The 19,394-nt window shown below is 54.5% G+C and carries 17 protein-coding genes; 11 read left to right on the top strand and 6 right to left on the bottom strand.

Annotated elements, in window-relative coordinates:
• Nucleotides 1–154: 154 nt before the first annotated feature.
• A complete protein-coding gene (locus F7Q90_RS03905) occupies nt 155–1,543 on the top strand; it encodes a basic amino acid/polyamine antiporter (protein WP_006119254.1) in 1,389 nt (462 codons plus the stop codon).
• Here F7Q90_RS03905 and F7Q90_RS03900 read toward each other — a convergent pair.
• Nucleotides 1,540–1,950: a hypothetical protein gene (locus F7Q90_RS03900; protein WP_006119255.1), complete on the bottom strand. Its 411-nt coding sequence runs from the start codon at nt 1,948–1,950 to the stop codon at nt 1,540–1,542. The genes F7Q90_RS03905 and F7Q90_RS03900 overlap by 4 nt on opposite strands.
• 174 nt (nt 1,951–2,124) lie before the next feature.
• On the opposite strand from F7Q90_RS03900, the gene rstA reads away from it, so the two are divergent.
• From rstA to F7Q90_RS03875, 6 genes are all read left to right on the top strand, one after another.
• The gene (gene rstA, locus F7Q90_RS03895) at nt 2,125–2,850 is read left to right on the top strand and encodes a two-component system response regulator RstA (protein WP_006119256.1); all 726 of its coding nucleotides are present in this window, start codon (nt 2,125–2,127) and stop codon (nt 2,848–2,850) included.
• The gene (rstB, locus tag F7Q90_RS03890) at nt 2,847–4,148 is read left to right on the top strand and encodes a two-component system sensor histidine kinase RstB (protein WP_006119257.1); all 1,302 of its coding nucleotides are present in this window, start codon (nt 2,847–2,849) and stop codon (nt 4,146–4,148) included. Before rstA ends, rstB begins: the two co-directional genes overlap by 4 nt.
• An 18-nt stretch (nt 4,149–4,166) precedes the next feature.
• Nucleotides 4,167–5,654 (top strand): carboxypeptidase M32, encoded by a 1,488-nt coding sequence (locus tag F7Q90_RS03885; protein ID WP_006119258.1) that lies wholly within the window; start codon nt 4,167–4,169, stop codon nt 5,652–5,654.
• A 167-nt stretch (nt 5,655–5,821) separates the two neighbouring features.
• Nucleotides 5,822–6,307: an acid resistance repetitive basic protein Asr gene (gene asr, locus F7Q90_RS03880; protein WP_006119259.1), complete on the top strand. Its 486-nt coding sequence runs from the start codon at nt 5,822–5,824 to the stop codon at nt 6,305–6,307.
• An 82-nt stretch (nt 6,308–6,389) separates the two neighbouring features.
• Nucleotides 6,390–6,470: a small membrane protein YdgU gene (gene ydgU, locus F7Q90_RS28100; RefSeq protein WP_455906681.1), complete on the top strand. Its 81-nt coding sequence runs from the start codon at nt 6,390–6,392 to the stop codon at nt 6,468–6,470.
• Between the two features lie 114 nt (nt 6,471–6,584).
• A complete protein-coding gene (locus tag F7Q90_RS03875; RefSeq protein ID WP_006119261.1) occupies nt 6,585–7,394 on the top strand; it encodes a trypsin-like serine peptidase in 810 nt (269 codons plus the stop codon).
• A gap of 76 nt (nt 7,395–7,470) precedes the next feature.
• On the opposite strand, the gene hrpA is transcribed toward F7Q90_RS03875, so the two are convergent.
• Nucleotides 7,471–11,370, bottom strand: a complete 3,900-nt coding sequence (gene hrpA / locus F7Q90_RS03870) for an ATP-dependent RNA helicase HrpA (protein WP_006119263.1) — start codon at nt 11,368–11,370, stop codon at nt 7,471–7,473.
• A gap of 247 nt (nt 11,371–11,617) precedes the next feature.
• Between hrpA and azoR the strand changes: the two genes are divergently transcribed.
• On the top strand, nt 11,618–12,217 hold the full coding sequence (gene azoR / locus F7Q90_RS03865) for an FMN-dependent NADH-azoreductase (protein ID WP_006119264.1): 600 nt from the start codon (nt 11,618–11,620) through the stop codon (nt 12,215–12,217).
• A gap of 72 nt (nt 12,218–12,289) precedes the next feature.
• Here the strand turns inward: azoR and F7Q90_RS03860 are convergent, their stop codons facing one another.
• Genes F7Q90_RS03860 through F7Q90_RS03850 form a run of 3 tightly spaced genes read right to left on the bottom strand, consistent with a single transcriptional unit; the run spans nt 12,290 to nt 15,428 of the window.
• Complete coding sequence (locus F7Q90_RS03860; RefSeq protein WP_006119265.1) at nt 12,290–12,610, bottom strand: YdbL family protein; 321 nt, start codon at nt 12,608–12,610, stop codon at nt 12,290–12,292.
• Between the two features lie 11 nt (nt 12,611–12,621).
• Nucleotides 12,622–12,810 (bottom strand): YnbE family lipoprotein, encoded by a 189-nt coding sequence (locus F7Q90_RS03855; RefSeq protein ID WP_006119266.1) that lies wholly within the window; start codon nt 12,808–12,810, stop codon nt 12,622–12,624.
• A complete protein-coding gene (locus tag F7Q90_RS03850) occupies nt 12,807–15,428 on the bottom strand; it encodes a YdbH family protein (protein WP_006119267.1) in 2,622 nt (873 codons plus the stop codon). Before F7Q90_RS03850 ends, F7Q90_RS03855 begins: the two co-directional genes overlap by 4 nt.
• A 153-nt stretch (nt 15,429–15,581) precedes the next feature.
• Between F7Q90_RS03850 and F7Q90_RS03845 the strand changes: the two genes are divergently transcribed.
• Nucleotides 15,582–16,574: a 2-hydroxyacid dehydrogenase gene (locus F7Q90_RS03845; RefSeq protein ID WP_006119268.1), complete on the top strand. Its 993-nt coding sequence runs from the start codon at nt 15,582–15,584 to the stop codon at nt 16,572–16,574.
• Nucleotides 16,575–16,606: 32 nt separating this feature from the next.
• Here the strand turns inward: F7Q90_RS03845 and F7Q90_RS03840 are convergent, their stop codons facing one another.
• A complete protein-coding gene (locus F7Q90_RS03840; protein WP_006119270.1) occupies nt 16,607–16,882 on the bottom strand; it encodes a putative hemolysin in 276 nt (91 codons plus the stop codon).
• 183 nt (nt 16,883–17,065) lie between these two features.
• Here F7Q90_RS03840 and F7Q90_RS03835 point away from each other — a divergent pair, with 183 nt between their 5' ends.
• Nucleotides 17,066–17,722 carry an MgtC/SapB family protein gene (locus tag F7Q90_RS03835; RefSeq protein WP_006119272.1) on the top strand — a complete coding sequence of 219 codons (657 nt, stop codon included), beginning with the start codon at nt 17,066–17,068 and terminating at the stop codon, nt 17,720–17,722.
• 435 nt (nt 17,723–18,157) lie between these two features.
• A complete protein-coding gene (gene ttcA / locus F7Q90_RS03830; protein WP_006119273.1) occupies nt 18,158–19,093 on the top strand; it encodes a tRNA 2-thiocytidine(32) synthetase TtcA in 936 nt (311 codons plus the stop codon).
• Nucleotides 19,094–19,394: the final 301 nt, after the last annotated feature.

Below are 19,394 nucleotides of genomic sequence, written 5' to 3'. Positions count from 1 at the left end.
TTTTGCATAGTCACGCATTGCCATCCTTCACCGCACTCCGTAAAATCCTCCGCCTGTTTTTCAGCGTATTACACGCGATTTACGCAACACAACACCGATATAATAGGGTGTTTATGCTGGTCACCCAGCCACTTATGCTCGCAGGAAGAATGTTTTGGAGAAAAAATTAGGCCTCAGTGCCCTGACCGCGCTGGTACTCAGCTCCATGCTGGGTGCGGGTGTTTTCAGCTTGCCACAAAATATGGCGGCGGTCGCAGGTCCGGCCGCGTTGCTGACTGGCTGGCTGATCACCGGCGCAGGGATTATTTTCCTGTCGCTGGCGATGCTGCTGCTGACGCGACTCAAACCCAATCTGGATGGCGGTATCTTTACCTACGCCCGCGCTGGATTCGGTGAGTTGACGGGATTTTGTTCCGCCTGGGGTTACTGGCTGTGTGCGGTTATCGCCAACGTGTCCTATCTGGTTATTGTTTTCTCTGCCCTGAGTTTCTTCACCGATACGCCAGACAGGGTTATTTTTGGTAACGGGAATACCTGGCAGGCGATGCTGGGCGCATCCGTAGTGCTGTGGCTGGTTCACTGGCTGGTATTGCGGGGCGTTCAGACCGCCGCCAGCATTAACCTGCTGGCGACACTGGGCAAACAGGTGCCGCTGCTGCTGTTTGTGGTGCTGGCCGTCATGGCCTTCAATTATGACCGCTTCCATTTTGATTTTTCCGGGCTGAGCCTCGGCGTTCCGTTATGGCAACAGGTCAAACAGACCATGTTAATCACGCTGTGGGTGTTTATCGGCGTGGAAGGTGCTGTAGTGGTCTCGTCGCGAGCTCGCCATAAAAAGGATGTCGGACGGGCAACGCTGCTGGCCGTGCTGGCCGCCCTGCTGGTTTATCTGCTGGTCATCCTGCTGTCGTTAGGGATCGTGCCGCGCGCGGCGCTGGCCGAAATGCGTAACCCTTCAATGGCGGGCCTGATGACGCAACTGACGGGAAGCTGGGGTAACGCAATCATTGTCGTGGGCTTGATTATTTCTGTCTGCGGTGCCTATCTGAGCTGGACCATTATGGCGGCAGAAGTGCCGTTTATTGCCGCGCAGCAAGGTGCTTTCCCCCGCAGTATTGCCCGCCAGAACGTCCGTAATGCGCCAGCCGCCTCACTGTGGCTGACAAACGGTAGTGTGCAGGTTTGCCTGATCCTGATCGCCCTGACCGGTGCGGATTACAACATGCTGTTGACCATTGCCTCAGAAATGATTCTGGTGCCCTATTTGCTGGTGGGATTGTATTTGATCAAGGTGGTCAAAGGGCAAAATAAACCCTGGGCGCTCGTGACAGGCATTGGTGCCAGCGTGTACGGCATCTGGTTGCTGTATGCCTCCGGTCCACTGCATCTGTTTATGTCTGTCGTGCTCTATGCGCCGGGCATTTTGCTGTTTATGTTCGCACGTCGGGGCGGACATGCGGTGGCACTGCGGCCCGTTGAGCGGGTTGCCATGGTCTGTATTATGGTGGCAACCCTGCCTGCGATGTGGGCCCTACTGACTTAGTGAGACTGACCGAGAACCACGCACAGCAGGTCATCCTGCTGTGTCAGCGTCACGGGCTTACGGTACTCTTCATGAATCGCCTCCAGCTGTTTCTCTGACAGCGGATACGGAAGCTGGATATCCACGCGGGCAATGTGCTGCTGCTCGGCTAACGTAATCAGGCGGGCGATGTTGATTTCGTCGCTGACCTGGGTTGATATGATTTGCAAGGCTAATTCTTTCAGGTGATCTTCACTTGCCTGTAAACTGTGCGCAGATTTGCGTGTCACCATGCCGAATATGGGCAGTACGCCATAGATGGCATCCACAAAGCTCCAACGTTTTTTGCAGGATGCCGACAGGAAATCACTGTAGTTAAAGCGGATGCGATCACGGTATACCGCTGATGCCAGCTCTTTATCAAACACTTTGGCTCCTCAAGGTGATCACAATGAATCCGGAACTCATATTAAACGCAGGGTTAATGATTGCATATTTTGCGGATTATATACCAGTTACTCAAGGATATTTCGTGTGATTGGATAGAGCTCTGCGCCAGGAAAAGTTATGCTTTATCCCTCCTTTTTACGTTAGTGTGAATTATGCATAAAATCGTTTACGTAGAAGATGAACCGGAGGTCGGTTCGCTCATTGCCGCCTACCTGGGACGTCATGATATTGAGGTGATTGTTGAGACGCGCGGCGATCGGGCTGAAGCCACCATTGCCGAACAGCAACCCGACCTGGTCATGCTCGACATCATGCTGCCCGGCAAAGATGGCATGTCAATCTGCCGTGACTTACGGGCAAACTGGCAGGGGCCGATCGTGCTGCTGACCTCCCTTGACAGCGATATGAACCATATCCTTGCGCTGGAGATGGGCGCGCAGGACTATATTCTGAAAACGGCTCCCCCAGCCGTTCTGCTGGCGCGATTGCGTCTGCACCTGCGTCAGTCACAACAGGTGCAAAGTGAAGAAGCCCCTGCGCCGACGAAAAATACACGCATGTTGCGCTTTGGCTCACTGACCATCGATGCCCTGAATCGCCAGGTCGTGCTGTTTGAAGAAAATATCGCCCTGTCCACGGCGGATTTTGATCTGCTTTGGGTGCTGGCCAGCCATGCCGGGCAAATTCTTAACCGTGATGCCTTGCTGAAAACCTTACGCGGCGTCAGTTACGATGGCATGGATCGCAGTATTGATGTCGCCATCTCGCGTTTGCGTAAAAAACTGCACGACAGCGCAACAGAGCCATTCCGTATCAAAACCATCCGCAACAAAGGCTATTTGTTTGCGCCGCAGGCCTGGGACACGCGTTCGGTATGAAAAAACTTTTTATTCAGTTCTACCTGCTGCTGTTTGTCTGTTTTCTGGTGATGTCGCTGATGGTCGGGTTGGTCTATAAATTTACCGCCGAACGCGCAGGCCGCCAGTCCATGAACGACTTGATGGCCAGCTCGCTCTACCTGATTCGCAGTGAACTGCGTGAAATCCCGCCGCGCGACTGGAATAAGACGATCAAAAGTCTGGATCTCGGTTTGTCATTTGAGCTGCATATTGAGCCCATGAGCCGGTTCGAACTGGATGAAAATGAGTTACGCCGTCTGCGTGCGGGCGAAATCGTTGCGCTGGACGACAAATACACCTTCCTGCAACACATTCCGCGTAGTCATTACGTCCTGACCGTCGGACCTATACCTTACCTTTTTTATCTGCATCAAATGCGCCTGCTGGATATGGCACTGGTCGTATTTATTGGCATGTCGCTTGGGCTGCCGGTATTTATCTGGCTGCGTCCGCACTGGAAAGAGATGCTGCGACTCGAACATGCCGCTCAGCGTTTTGGTCAGGGGCAACTGGACGTGCGTACTCATTTCGACAGCACCTCCAGCCTGTTTCGCGTTGGCGTGGCGTTTAACCAAATGGCTGAGAATATCAATACGCTCGTCGCCAGCAAGAAACAGCTTATTGATGGTATCGCTCACGAGTTGCGTACACCGCTTGTGCGGCTGCGCTATCGTCTGGAGATGAGCGATAATCTGAGCGAAGCCGAATCTGCGGCGCTGAATCGTGATGTGAGTCAGCTGGAAAGCCTGATTGAAGAGCTGCTGACCTATGCCCGTCTGGATCGTCCACGCGTCGACCTTAATTTGCAGTCGCTGGATCTGGCCAGCTGGTTGCGTGAACGCATGGAAGACTTCCAGGCCATCAACCCGGATACGCAGATTGAGCTGGATTTACCCCAGCGGGAAAATTACGGCGTTTCAGACACCCGGCTTATGGAGCGCGTGCTGGACAACCTTGTCAATAATGCGCTGCGCTATGCAAACCAGCGCCTGCGGGTCAGCTTATGGTTTGACGGCGCAGTCGGTAATTTGCAGGTCGACGATGACGGTCCGGGGATCCCCCATGAAGAACGTGAACGTGTATTTGAACCCTTTGTCCGGCTCGATCCGAGTCGCGACCGCGCAACGGGCGGCTGTGGACTTGGCCTGGCCATCGTTCACTCCATCGCCCATGCGCTCAGCGGCCGGGTTTCCGTTGAAACCAGCCCGCTTGGCGGTGCCAGCCTGCGTTTTAGCTGGCCGCTCGATCTCCCTTTTCGGGAACTTCCACGACGTTAACGCATTCAGGAGCTTTGTGTGACTTCAGCCTATCAACACCTTTGTAAGACCTTCCAGCGCCTGTCGCGTTTCAGTCATCTCAGCGCCATCGCCGGATGGGACATGCAAACCATGATGCCCGCCGGTGGCAGCGCCGCACGGGGCGAAGCGCTGGCGGAAATGAGTGTGCTGCGACATCAGATTCTGACGGATAAACGCATTGGTGACTGGCTGGATCAGGCAGAACAGCAATCGCTGAATGATGTTGAACGCGCCAATCTGGGCGAAATGCGCCGCGCTTATGTTCAGGCAACATTACTGCCTGCTGAACTGGTCGAAGCCAAATCCATTGCGGGATCGCGCTGTGAGCATGCCTGGCGTACACAGCGTCCGGCAAACGACTGGCAGGGTTTTGCGACCAATTTGAAAGAGGTCGTACGCTTAAGCCGTCAGGAAGCTGAACTGCGTGCGCAAGCGAACGGCTGCTCCCGCTATGACGCGCTGCTTGACGTGTTTGAACCGGGCATGACCAGCGCCACGCTGGATCATACCTTCGGGCAGTTAAAAACCTGGCTTCCACACTTGTTGCAGCAGGTCGTCGAAAAACAGGCTCAGCAGCCGGTGATCACGCCCCAGGGACCGTTCCCGATAGCCTCACAGCGCGAACTGGGTTTACGCGTGATGGCCGAGCTGGGGTTTGATTTTAACCATGGCCGCCTGGACATTAGCGCGCACCCTTTCTGCGGCGGCGTGCCCGAGGATGTGCGTATTACTACCCGCTACAATCAGGATGAGTTTCTGAGCGCCATGATGGGCGTCATTCATGAGACTGGCCACGCGCGCTACGAACAGAATTTGCCTGAGCAATGGCGCGGTCAGCCGGTTGCGCTGGCGCGATCCACGGCGATCCATGAGTCACAAAGTCTGTTAATGGAAATGCAACTGGGACGCAGCGCACCTTTCCTGCAGCGTATCCTGCCGCAAATCATCAGTCAGCTCGGTGACCAGCCCGCCCTTCAGGCAGATAACTTTGTCCGGCTAACGCAGCAGGTTAAACCGGGCCTGATTCGAGTGGATGCGGACGAACTGAGCTATCCGGCGCACGTCATTCTGCGCTACGAGATCGAACGCGCGCTGATTGAAGGCGAGATTGAGGTTGAAGACATTCCGGCGCTGTGGGATGAGAAGATGCAACAATCCCTGGGTCTGGATACGCGCGGCAACTACCGCAATGGCTGCATGCAGGATATTCACTGGGCCGATGGCGCCTTCGGCTATTTCCCGACATACACACTCGGGGCGATGTACGCTGCGCAGCTGTTCCAGGCGTTACAAAACGCAATTCCGCAATCCGCCGAGCTGATACAGCATGGCGACCTGCAGCCGGTATTTGACTGGCTGCAGCAGAATATCTGGCAACATGGCAGCCGTTTCACCACCGAACAGTTGATTGTCAATGCTACTGGCGAAGCGCTCAACCCAGACTATTTCCGCAAACATCTTGAGCAACGTTACCTGAACAGTTAAGGTAGCAGGCGGCCTGAGGGCCGCCTTTTCCTTCCGTACATCCCCTTTGTACAATCGGTTACACAGCGATACCAATCACCCACGGACGCGCCAGTTTTATTTTCATATAGTCTTCTCACCGGCCCCGCAGTGGGCTACACATGAAAAAATAGTCCGAGGATTTTGCAATGAAAAAATTATTTGCACTGGTAATCGCCGCTGCTATGGGTCTGTCTTCAGTTGCTTTCGCTGCTGAGACAACTGCCGCTCCTGCAACTGCTGCTCCAGCGGCTGCGACCACCACCGCTGCACCTGCTAAAGCTGAGCACAAAGCTGCTGTCCATAAGAAGCATCATAAAGCTGCACAGAAAGCGCAGGCTGCTAAGAAACACCACAAAAAAGCTGCCCAGAAAGCGCAGGCCGCTAAGAAGAAAGTAGCGAAGAAAGACACTGCACAGAAAGCGCAGGCTGCTAAGAAACACACCAAAAAACCAGCTCAGAAAGCCCAGGCTGCTAAAAAACACCACAAAAAAGCTGCCCAGAAAGCTCAGGCCGCTAAAAAGCACCACAAAAAAGCAGCCCAGAAAGCTCAGGCCGCTAAAAAACACACCAAAAAGCCAGCTCAGAAAGCCCAGGCAGCTAAAAAGCACCACAAAAAAGCCGCTAAAAAATAAGGTCGCCCTTTAGGGTCCGAGTAAGCGTTAATAATTAAAAACACCCGGTTCTGCCGGGTGTTTCTTTACTGGAGTGGCTAATATGGTCCGTCGCTATAGCTTCGAAATTATTCTGATTGTGATGATCTTATGTGGCGTTATCGCGGCCAGTTTTTTTATTTAGTCGCTGTAGCGTACTGATTCACTGAAAAAACTCCCTTTTTCACGCCTCACTGACTATAGTTATGTCACTTTAGTAATAACAAAACGTTTTCTTTTTCTCGCTATTGAGAGTTCTATGCGCCTGGCTACCCTGTTAATCGTTGGACTTTTCAGTTTCACCGCGTTTGTTCATGCTGATGATAATGATGATTCACCGACACCCGCCGAAATTAAAATGTTGTTTTTTGGCAAAGATCATCGCCAGGCCATTACCGATGTCAGCGCGGCCCCCTGGGATGCGATAGGACAACTGGAAACCGAAAGCGGTAATCTGTGCACCGCCACGTTAATTTCTCCCCATCTTGCCCTGACGGCGGGCCACTGTTTACTGACACCTCCAGGTAAATTTGATAAACCCGTAGCGCTACGTTTTATGTCTACCAAAAAAGGCTGGCGCTACGAAATTCATGACATCGATGCGCGCGTTGAACCGTCGCTGGTGCATAAGCTGAAAGCGGATGGCGAAGGCTGGATCGTCCCCAGCAATGCAGCGCCGTTCGATTACGGTTTGATTATTTTGCGCAATCCCCCTTCTGCCATTACGCCGATTCCGCTGTTTGAAGGTTCGCGTAGTGACTTAACCGAAGCGCTGAAAGCGGCGGGCCGCAAGGTGACCCAAGCAGGTTATCCCGCCGATCATCTCGACAGCCTGTATTCACACAGCGACTGCCTGATTACCGGCTGGGCGCAACGGGCGGTTTTATCGCATCAGTGCGATACCTTGCCTGGCGACAGCGGTTCTCCGCTCCTGCTGAAAGGCGATAAGGGCTGGCAACTGATAGCGGTGCAGAGTTCTGCCCCGGCGGCGAAAGACCGTTATCTGGCTGACAACCGCGCGATTGCCGTGACGTCATTTAAAGACCGGCTGGAAGCGCTGGCGCAGTAGCTCTCACCGTTACACAAAAAAGCCTGCATTTAAGAATGCGGGCTTTTTTATTCTTACAAGACCCTGTTTGCCGCCGTCAGGCGGTGATCTGCTCCATCGCCTGCATGATGCGCTTATCTGAAATGGGATAAGGCGTGCCAAGCTGCTGTGCGAACAGACTGATGCGGAGTTCTTCCAGCATCCAGCGAATATGCAGCACATCCTCATCATCCTGACGCTGCGGCGGCAGTTTGTTGCGCCAGGCCTGCCAGGCCTGTTCAACGGCCTGAACCCGGAGCATACGGGCGCGGTCGCTGTGGGGATCAACCGGCAATTTTTCCAGCCGACGCTCAATACCGTGCAGATAACGTAAGGTATCTGCCAGATGCTGCCAGCCATTTTGGGTCACAAATCCCCGGTACACCAGCCCATTCATCTGCGCCTTAATATCGGCCAGCGCCAGTGCCAGTGTCATATCAACCCGACCTTTAAGGCGCTTATTGATATTGAAGACCGCCGTCAGAATCTGCTCAACCTGCTTTGCTATCTCCACCACGGTATCATTCAGCTCGGCGCGGACCTTCTCGCACAGCGCATCAAAGGCCGCCTGTTCCCAGGCCGGTCCACCCGCCTCGGCAATCAGCTTATCGATACCGCAGGCAATACAGTCATCGATCAGCTCCATCACTTTGCCATAGGGATTGAAATAGAGGCCCAGCTTGGCTTTGTTCGGCAATTTTTCGTGCAGATATTTCACCGGCGACGGAATATTCAGCAACAGCAACCGACGCTGACCGCGCCACATCATTTTCTGCTGCTCATGCTCACTGTCGAATAACCGGATGGCCACACTGTCTTTCTCATCGACCAGCGCGGGCCAGGCTTTTACCTGGTAGTTGCCGCGTTTTTGCTCGTAGCTGCGAGGCAAATCGCCAAAGCACCAGAGGTGTAAACCGCGCTGTTCCAGACCATCATCTGCCACGTTGGACAGCGTTTCCTGCACCTTGCCTTTAAGCAGCACTTTCAGCGCCGCGAGATCTTTACCTTCCTGCAGCTTACGGTTGTGTTCGTCTACCACCCGGAAGGTCATTTTCAGATGATCGGGCACCTGTTCCCATTGCCAGTCGTCCCGCTCCAGCGTCACGCCCGTCATCCGGCGGAACTCGCGCGACAGGGCATCAAGCAGCGGCATTTCCATTGCGGTCACGCGGCCTAAAAACGCCTCGGCATAGTTTGGCGCGGGCACCAGATGACGACGCAGCGGCTTCGGTAACGATTTAATCAGCGCAATAATCAGTTCACGCCGTACACCGGGAATCTGCCACTCAAAGCCGGCTTCATCGACCTGGTTCAGCAGCGGAAGCGGAATATGGACCGTCACGCCATCTGCATCCGCACCAGGTTCAAACTGATAACTCAATCTGAGTTTGAGATTGCCCTGATGCCAGACATTGGGATAGTCGAGCTGGCTGACCGTATCGGCGCCCGCTTTGATCAGCATCTGCTTATCAAAATTGAGCAGTTCCGGGGTGGTTTTGCTGACCTGTTTCCACCAGCTGTCAAAGTGGCGTGCGGAAACCACCTCTTTCCCTACACGTTGGTCGTAAAAGGCAAACAAGGTTTCGTCATCTACCAGAATGTCGCGGCGACGCGATTTATGTTCCAGGTCTTCCACTTCACTGCGCAGCTTCTGATTAGCACGGAAAAATGCGTGGCGCGTTTGCCAGTCGCCTTCCACCAGCGCGTGGCGAATAAACAATTCGCGACTCAGCGTAGGATCGATCGCGCCATAGTTGACCTTGCGCGCGGCCACAATCGGCAAGCCGTACAAGGTGACTTTCTCACTGGCCATGACGGCGCCCTGCGATTTCTCCCAGTGCGGTTCACTGTAGCTACGTTTGATCAGATGCTGTGCCAGCGGTTCTATCCATTCCGGATCGATACGCGCGGCAATACGGCCCCAGAGTCGGCTGGTTTCCACCAGCTCCGCCACCATTGTCCACTTGGGCGGTTTTTTGAATAAACCTGAGCCCGGAAAAATGGCAAAGCGCGCATTGCGTGCACCGGTAAACTCCTGCTTTTCCGCATCTTTCTGGCCGATATGCGACAGTAAACCGGTCAGTAACGCACAGTGGATCTCGCGATACTCCGCCGGTTCGCTGTTCACCGGAATACCAAGCTCACGGACCACCTGACGCAGTTGGGTATAGATATCCTGCCATTCCCGTACGCGCAGGTAGTTAAGGAAATCGGCTTTACACTGGCGACGGAAGACATTGCCGGACAGCGCTTTTTGCTGCTCGCCCAGGTAGTTCCACAGGTTAACAAAGGCCATAAAATCAGACTCTTTGTCAGCAAAACGCCGGTGTTTTTCATCGGAGGCCTGCTTCTTTTCTGCCGGGCGTTCGCGCGGATCCTGTATCGACAAACCTGCCGCGATAATCATCACTTCGCGCACACAGCCGTACTGCCGGGCAGCCAGCACCATGCGTGCCAGGCGCGGATCCACCGGCAGTTGCGCCAGCTGGCGGCCCGAGCCGGTGAGTTTATAATGGCCTTCTTCGCTCAGGGTCAGCGCGCCCAGCTCCTCCAGCAATCTGACGCCGTCCTGAATATGGCGTTTATCCGGCGCTTCCACAAACGGGAATGCCGCAATATCGCCCAGTCCCAGCGCGGTCATCTGCAGAATGACTGAGGCCAGATTGGTGCGCAGAATTTCGGGATCGGTAAAGGCCGGACGGCTCAGGAAATCCGCTTCAGAATACAACCGGATACAGATCCCTTCCGATACGCGGCCGCAACGTCCTTTACGCTGATTCGCGGAAGCCTGAGAAATGGGCTCTATCGGCAGACGCTGAACTTTGGTGCGGTAGCTGTAGCGGCTGATGCGCGCCGTGCCCGGATCGATGACGTACTTGATGCCCGGCACGGTGAGCGAGGTTTCGGCAACGTTCGTCGCCAGCACGATACGTCGCCCGCTGTGTGACTGAAATACCCGATTTTGCTCACTGTTCGACAGACGCGCATACAGCGGCAGCACTTCGGTATGCGGCAAATCGCGCTTCATCAGCGCATCGGCGGTATCGCGAATCTCCCGCTCGCCGCTCATGAAGATCAGAATATCGCCCCGGCCCTCCTGGCTCAGCTCATCAACCGCATCAAAGATCGCCTGAAGCTGATCGCGTTCCACATCGTCCGCCTCTTCGACGACCGGACGATAACGGACTTCCACCGGATAAGTCCGGCCCGATACTTCAATCACCGGCGCGTTGTTAAAGTGGCGGGAGAAGCGCTGCGGATCGATAGTCGCCGAGGTGATAATGACTTTAAGATCCGGACGGCGCGGCAGCAGCTCACGCAAATAGCCCAGCAGGAAGTCGATATTCAGGCTGCGTTCGTGCGCTTCATCGATGATGATGGTGTCATACTGCATCAACAGGCGATCCTGCTGGATCTCCGCCAGCAGAATCCCGTCGGTCATCAGCTTAATCTGCGTGGTTTCACCGACCTGATCATTAAAGCGCACTTTGTAGCCGACGCAGCCGCCCAGCGACGTTTCCAGCTCTTCGGCAATGCGGTTCGCGACGGTGCGCGCCGCAAGACGACGAGGTTGCGTATGGCCAATTAAACCGGTGATACCGCGTCCCAGCGCCAGGCAAATTTTGGGCAACTGGGTGGTTTTTCCCGAGCCGGTTTCACCTGCCACGATCACGACCTGATGAGCGCGAATCGCATCCGCGATATCCTGCTGTTTCTGACTGACCGGAAGATTATCCGGGAACGTGATGCGCGGTGTGGCGGCAATACGCTGGGCCACGCGCTGCTCAGCCGCGAGAATATCCTGCTCCAGTTCGGCGGCAATACCGTGTTGGGCATCAGGATTTTTCACTTTTCTGGCACCGTGCAACCGGCGTTGCAGCCGCTGCCGGTCGCGCAGCATCAGGGCATCAAGCCGCGACCAAAGCGGCGTTAAGGGAGATGAAACCGGAGAAGACATAGTAATGACGTACCTTACTCAGGCGGTATGGACTCAGCGTACAGTGCTAAGATAACCCGCTGATTAACGATAATAATTGCGCCTATCATAGCACATTCCCGTTTGCCGCGCGGACCTCGCGCATGACGGGTTGTTCAATTAATTCGAATATAGCTCTCGAAATATTGCGCTTTCCCGCTCCGTTCAATATTTGTAAAGTGTAAGCCATTGAGCGGGAAGCCTTCCGCGTAACAGACAGGAAACTACGATGAGCAAAGTATTAGTTCTGAAATCAAGCATTCTTGCAGGCTATTCACAATCTGGTCAGCTGGCTGACTTCTATGCTGAGCAGGCAAAGGCCAAAGGCGATCAGGTGACCGTGCGTGACCTGGCAGAAAACCCGGTACCGGTGCTGGATGGTGAGTTAGTGGGCGCGCTGCGTCCTTCTGATGCGCCGCTGTCTCCGCGTCAGCAGGAAGCCTTGTCACTGTCTGATGCGCTGATTGCAGAGCTGCAGGCACATGATGTGGTGGTGATTGCTGCCCCAATGTACAACTTCAACATTCCTACGCAGTTGAAGAACTATTTCGACCTGATCGCCCGTGCTGGCGTGACCTTCCGTTATACCGAAGCCGGCCCGGAAGGCCTTGTCAAAGGCAAGCGCGCCGTGATTCTGTCCAGCCGTGGTGGCATTCACAAAGATACCGCTTCTGACCTGCTGACTCCTTACGTCAAGCTGTTCCTGGGCTTTATCGGTATCACTGATGTCGAGTTTGTGTTTGCCGAAGGCATTGCCTATGGCCCGGAAGTCGCGACAAAAGCCACCGCCGAAGCAAAAGACGCGATCAAACACATCGTTGCGGCCTGATTCGCCGATCTTATCTGGAAAACCGGGCTGAGCCCGGTTTTTTTATGCCTGCCGTACAACGTTGTCGCCCGGCTATTTCCTGAGCCACTGTCCGTTGATGCCGCGTACATATTCCCCCGCTGCGGCACGGTTTACCAGCTTCTGTCCGGCGATTCTGGCCACCTCATCCGTTATCAGGTTGTTCTGCTCTGCCAGACGTTGATACTGTGCAGCACGACCGTCATTAATGCGTTTAACCAGTGCCAGCGTGTCGCTGTCATCTGCGCGCGGCGCAATATATCCTGACAGTGTTTCTCCCACCCGGCCTGACTGACGGGCTTCATCCAGCGTCAATGCCCAGGCGGGCAGGCTCATCGTAAGGGCCAGTAAGCATGTGATGCCGTTGCGTTTCATGCGGACTCTCCTCAAAACAGGTCGCTCTGATTTTTCAGTAACGCTTCCACATCCTTGTCCACTTTAATGTGGATCTCATGCTCGATTTTCACATTCATGTTGATGGTAATCGGATCTTTTGGCGCGGCAACTTCGATGCGCGGTACACAGCCCGTCAGCGGGAGTCCGGCTATCAGCAGCAGTAAGGCCCTGAGGCTCATGGTGAGGGTTCCTTTTTCGACGGCAGAGTGGCATTTTCCTCCACCCAGGATTGCAAATTATCGCCAAAGCGCAGGCTGCGCCACAACTGGAACAGGTTTTCCTGATGACGATAGTTTAAATTTACGGTCTGGTTGCGGTTGCTGAAACGGCTGGTGCCCTGCACCTGCGCGACCATGGTCAGTTCGCCCAGATTATCCAGATTCAGCGTGGCCCAGGAACGCGAAATCTCCATATAGCGCAGCCAGTCCATCGCGGCGCCTGCCGCAATATTATTTGCGGTGATGGCATCGGCCATGTCTTTATCCATCCGGAAGGTCAGCGGCCCGCTGTTGGCAATCCAGCCATTTTCGATGATCCAGCGCGCATTCGTGATCCACAGCGGTAATTCGCCATTCACCCTGCCCGACATCGCGAACTGCCTGGGTTTAATCGCGCTGACGAGTTTACTCAGGCTGATATCCCGAAGCGACACGCGCGCCGGGCTGTGCTGTGGCATCCGCAGAGACGGCATCGTAATTTTCCCGCCCAGCAGATCCATGCTGACATCCTGCAACCAGAGCGGATCGTTTTCCCGCCATGGCCAGGCGCCTTGTAAGTCAGCCTGAATATTCTGCAGGGCAAACTGATTCTTGATTTCTGCGATGCGCAATGAAACCGGTCCACGTAAGCCAAAATGCCACTGTTGGTTTTGCAGACGGAATGGCAGCGAGAAATCGATGCCGTTAATCTGGCTGTCTGGCGTCCAGACGCTGCCGTTTTTCACCGTCCAGTGTCCGCCCGCGTGAAAACCCTGCTGAGCGGCGGCAGAAAACGCCACCTGAGCGCGCAGTTCGCCCGCGCGAATTTTCATTTTCAGATCGGGGCTGAGCAACGGCTGAAAAACCGTCAGCGACTGCGTGGGCCACCAGGCCTGACCGCGCAGGCGCTCGCCATCCCAGCGCCCGTTAACCCGTACCGGGCCGACCTTGCCGGCTTTCAGTTCGCCGCCCCAGACAAAATGACCAAGATCGCGCCCGCGAGCGGCAAAATCCAGCGTTGAGTGAGCCAGCCAGCCCCCGTAACTGAAGTGCGTCTGACCGGCCTGCATCTGAAATTTTCCGTCAAAGGAAGGATTGTCCGCCTCTCGCTGCCAGTTCACCGGGGCAGTCAGGATTAAACGCGGCTTTTCCACCCGCACGCTGCCGTATTGCATCTGGTTAAAACCGGTCGACAAGGTATCAAGATGGATAAGCGTGCCGCGCCAGCCACCGGTTCCCCTGACATCCCATTTCGCCTGTAACGGATGCATCTCGCCTTCTCCCCAGTAGCGCCAGCGCCATTCACCCGTATCCGGCCAGAAGTCACGGGCCCCGCCGTCCAGATGCAGGGTGAAGCGGCCAAAGCTGGGATCGTGCGCGCGCAGAATGGCCTGCAGACGTCCAGAAATGCCCCGGGACGATAAGCGCACCCCCGCCAGCGGCCAGCGCGCTTCATCCACGTTCAGCGTTGAAAGTAAACGCCCGCGCAGGCGCAACAGTGCGTTGGGTTTAACAACCAGTTCGGGATTCAGTAATGATCCGGTCAGTTGCCCAGGAATACTGCCAGACAGCTGCATGGCAGCAAATTTACTGTCGCCGGTCAGTTGTAACGGCAGCTGGCTTTGCGTCAGGCTGAGATGACCGGGACCTATGCCCAGAACGACATTGCCTTTGCCGCCCCGCCCCTGCGTCAGCAGGTTAAGGCGGCCAGTGACCGTTGTGGCATCCAGCCCGGCCTGCCAGTTATCCAGCGTCAGCGTCACAAAGCCCGACAAGGGCTGCGCCGTGAGTGGCCAGTAATATTCACCCTTCTCAATAGTGATGCGGTCACGGCTGGCCTGCCACGGAAGACGCAGCAAGGGACGGGCAGCATCCGCTGTGGTGATGTTCAGCAGGCCGCTTTCATACTGCCAGCGCAGTGCCGCTTTTAGCGGTTGCGGAAACCCGTCCAGGGCCAGCGCGCCCGCGATCTCGCCGTTAACCGGCAGGCCGTTAGCGTATTGCGGTAGTTCAAAATGACCTTTGAGGCTGAGCGGCTCGGGAAGCGCCGGATGGGTGATCGTCAGTTGTCTGACCGTCAGTTGCTGACCTTCCAGCGTGGCCTCAAGCTGTAAATTATCGCCCCGGTAATGCAGCTGCTGGCTGGCTTTATTGAGGGTCAAATCCAGGCCACCTGCATAGTCCTGCCAGGGCGAGATCGTCAGCTTATCAATGTGAATATCTGCGCCCGGCAGCATGGCCTGCCACTCTGCCAGCGTTTTCGGTGCGGTCGGGGCGGTTTGTGATTCGGGAAGCTGTTGCAGGCATTCGCTTTGTAACGTGACCTGTTGTGCGTTGAGCGTCCAGCGCGACTGTTGCCGGCCCAGCGCCGCGTTTTTGACGCTCGCCAGGCGACAGTCACCGGCTAAATAATGAAGAGACGGAAAAATGAGTTGCCCGTCATGCCAGCGTGGGCTGTTTTCCAGTTCGACGCGCGTGCCTGCAGGTAGCCAGAGGCCCACCAGACGCGGCAGCCACTGTGTAAGGGTCAGCAGTAATCCCAGCAGCAATAAAATCAGCGCCAGAATCGCGGCCAGGCGTCGACGGAAACTCCGTGGCATGAAAACAAGACTCCTTTTTTTTCAATATCCTGGGCGTAATGATGGCACGTAACACGCCGAAGGTGAAGGTTTGACCGGTAAGGTTAAAGAGGTGTCAGCAAAAAGTAAGAGAAAACGTTATCCTTGTTGCATCCCTTTTCCAGGAGCACCACGATGAAAATCGCCGTATACAGTACTAAACACTATGACCAGAAATATTTTGAACAGGTCAATAAACAGTATGGTTTCGATCTGGTCTTTTATGATTTTTTGCTGAGCGAAAGCACGGCCAAGACTGCCGTAGACTGTGATGCGGTTTGTCTTTTTGTGAATGACGACGGTAGCCGCCCGGTGCTGGAGGAACTGGCGGAATTAGGGGTGAAATTTATCGCCCTGCGCTGCGCCGGATTTAATAATGTCGATCTGAAAGCCGCGGCTGAACTGGGTCTGGAAGTGGTTCGCGTGCCCGCCTATTCCCCGGAAGCCGTCGCTGAACATGCCGTCGGCCTGATGATGACATTGAATCGCCGTATTCATCGCGCCTATCAACGCACCCGCGATGCGAATTTTTCGCTGGACGGCCTGACCGGTTTTAATATGCATAACAAAACCGCCGGCATTATTGGCACCGGCAAAATAGGCATAGCCACCCTGCGCATCTTAAAAGGATTTGGCATGCGTTTACTGGCCTTCGATCCCTATCCTTCGGAACAGGCGTTATCGCTGGGCGCGGAATATGTCGATCTGAAAACCCTGTTTGCCGAGTCGCATGTGATTACACTACATTGCCCGTTAACGCCGGAAAACCATCATCTGCTTAATGCTAACGCGTTTGCGCAGATGCGCGATGGCGTCATGATTATTAATACCAGTCGGGGTGGGTTAATTGATTCTCAGGCCGCCATTGATGCACTTAAGCAGCAAAAAATTGGCGCGTTAGGCATGGACGTTTATGAGAATGAGCGGGATTTGTTCTTTGAAGATAAATCGAATGATGTCATTCAGGATGATATTTTCCGCCGCCTGTCAGCCTGCCACAACGTGCTGTTCACAGGCCATCAGGCTTTTTTGACCGCTGAAGCTCTGACGGCGATTTCAGAAACCACGCTGGAAAACCTCAGCCGGCTTCATCGTGGCGAAGACTGTCCGAACCGGGTGACGGCCTGATAACGCAGGCCGGTCACAGCCGGCCTCCGCGTTTAGCGGGCGCAGTTACCGCCGAGCAATGCCTGCTCGCTGCAGCGGCGTCCGTTGACTAACTGACACATGCCGATGCGCGAGCCGTCCAGTTGATTTGAAAACGCCAGCGTTCCCCCTGCATTGGTACAACTGGCCTCCGCCATTGCAGACATAACCACACGTGGCTGAACGTGGGCGGCGGTGGCTTGTTGTGGCGGCTCGTTGTCATCGCTGTTACTGCTGCAGGCAGACAATAACAACGCGGCACCAGCCAGCAGAAAAGTCGCGGCTTTCATCAATCAGACTCCGGGAAGGTGAGTTAAAGGCTAAGCAAGAATATGTCAGCCCTGACACGCGGTCGAGAGAAGAAATAGCTTTTTACAAAAAATATTCTGACCTATTACAAGCAGAATTATCCTGTTATCACATAGTCACGTGGCGGAATATAGTTTAACCATGATGTCGAGCGGAGAAAAAGAATGTTAATGGATATGCTGATTCGTATCGCGCTTGCGGGCATTCTGGGCGGTCTGATTGGCCTGGAACGTCAGATGCGTGCCAAAGAAGCCGGATTACGTACTCATATTCTGGTCGGGATTGGCAGTGCGATGTTTATGCTGGTGTCTAAATATGGCTTTGCCGACATGTTGATGAAGGATCACGTTGCACTCGATCCCAGCCGCGTCGCGGCACAGGTTGTCAGCGGCATGGGTTTTCTGGGTGCCGGAACGATTCTGATCCAGAAACAGGTGGTTAAAGGCCTGACGACGGCAGCCGGGCTTTGGGTTACCGCCGCAATCGGCCTGGTCATCGGGAGCGGCATGTATGAAATCGGCATTTACGGCACCGTGCTGGCTCTGGTGGTGCTCGAGGTTTTCCGCCGTTTGAGTCATTTACTGATTGGTAAACACCATACGTTAATTGTTTATCTCAAGGCGAAAAGCGTGCCGCTGGTGCTGTTGGTCATGCAACGCGAAGGCATCCGCTATGGCAATATTTCGGTCATTAACCGGGACGAGGAAAGCGGTTTATGTGAATTAAGCGTTCAGGTTACCCTCTCCCGGAAATCCAGCGATGCGCATCTGTATGACAAAATCATGGAAGTAAAGGGCGTGCAGTCGCTGGAGATGATGTAGGACATGGATGCTGCGTTGTGCCGCTTCCGCACGATAAAAGCGTAGATGCACGTTCTTGTCGGGCGGGATAAATCCCACCCGACAGTAGACATATCCTTACCCTCACCATGAAATCTTCATTTCTGCTTTCATTGCGGCTTATTGTCGGCGTGAATAACGCCTTTATCTGACCGTGTTTATTCTCTGCTTTTCATCTTATCTCTCTTGCCAGTGCAGTTGGCAAAAATAAGACGGAAGGCAAAATATCGTGGTCAGTCACCATCAGGTTTATGCTTAACGATAATTGATATTGGAAATTGCACGCGTAATCCGTACCATACGCGGCATACTTTGCCTGCTGACAATCTTCGGCGGGTGATAACCTGTCATAAAAGCAAATCAGGGGGCACGGCAACAGGCTCAAATGTGGCCCTTTGATTATTGAGAAGCGACGTAATGCTGCAAAATCAAGAAATTAACAAGAAAGAACAGTACAACCTCAACAAGCTCCAGAAGCGTTTGCGTCGTCACGTAGGCGAGGCCATTGCCGATTTTAATATGATCGAAGAAGGTGACCGCATCATGGTTTGCCTGTCTGGTGGTAAAGACAGCTATACCATGCTGGAGATCCTGCGTAGCCTGCAGAAGAGCGCGCCAGTGAGTTTCAGTCTGGTGGCAGTCAATCTTGATCAGAAGCAACCCGGCTTTCCGGGGCATATCCTGCCGGAATATCTTGAGGCGCAAGGTGTTGAGTACAAAATTGTCGAGGAAGACACCTACTCTATCGTTAAAGAGAAGATTCCAGAGGGCAAAACCACCTGCTCGCTGTGCTCGCGTCTGCGTCGTGGCATTTTGTACCGCACAGCCACAGAGCTGGGCTGTACCAAAATCGCGCTGGGCCACCATCGCGATGACATCCTGCAAACGCTGTTTTTAAATATGTTCTACGGCGGCAAGATGAAAGGCATGCCACCGAAGCTGATGAGCGATGACGGGAAACACATTGTCATTCGTCCACTGGCCTACTGCCGCGAGAAAGATATCATTCGTTTCTCCGAAGCGCGTCAGTTCCCGATTATCCCGTGTAACCTGTGTGGTTCGCAGCCTAACCTGCAGCGTCAGGTGGTGGCAGATATGCTGCGCGACTGGGATAAACGCTATCCGGGCCGGATTGAAACCATGTTCAGCGCGATGCAGAATGTCGTGCCGTCACACATGGCCGACGTGAATCTGTTTGATTTCAAAGGCATTCAGCACGGGGATGCGGTGGTGGATGGCGGCGATCTCGCTTTCGATCGTGAAACCCTGCCAGCGAATCCGGTTGGCTGGCGCAGCGATGAAGACGATGCACCCGATGTCAGTGAACGCCTTGATGTTTTAGAGATTAAATAACGCTGCTGAATACATTAAAGGTAAAGGGCATGCGCGTAAACGCATGCCCTTTTTTTATACGTTGCGGTGAGGCGGCGGATCCATTATCGGCGGAAACTCCGGATCCGGTGGCGGATCGGGTTGCGGCTGAGGAATGGGGGGCGGATCGGTTGGAATCGGCTCGCTGTTATGTAAGTAAGCGTCACATTTAAACCGTCTGTGCAGCGGGCTCCGGTTCCGGGAAAATAGTGTCCATCATTTTTTAATGGACACTATCGCGTGAAACACCGGACATGGCTCCTTGAGGCGCTTCGCCTCCATT

Origin of the sequence: Pantoea stewartii subsp. stewartii (assembly GCF_008801695.1) — a bacterium.
Classification (GTDB): domain Bacteria; phylum Pseudomonadota; class Gammaproteobacteria; order Enterobacterales; family Enterobacteriaceae; genus Pantoea; species Pantoea stewartii.
Note: the sequence above shows the minus strand (reverse complement) of the source record. Positions and strands in the feature narration are given on the sequence as shown.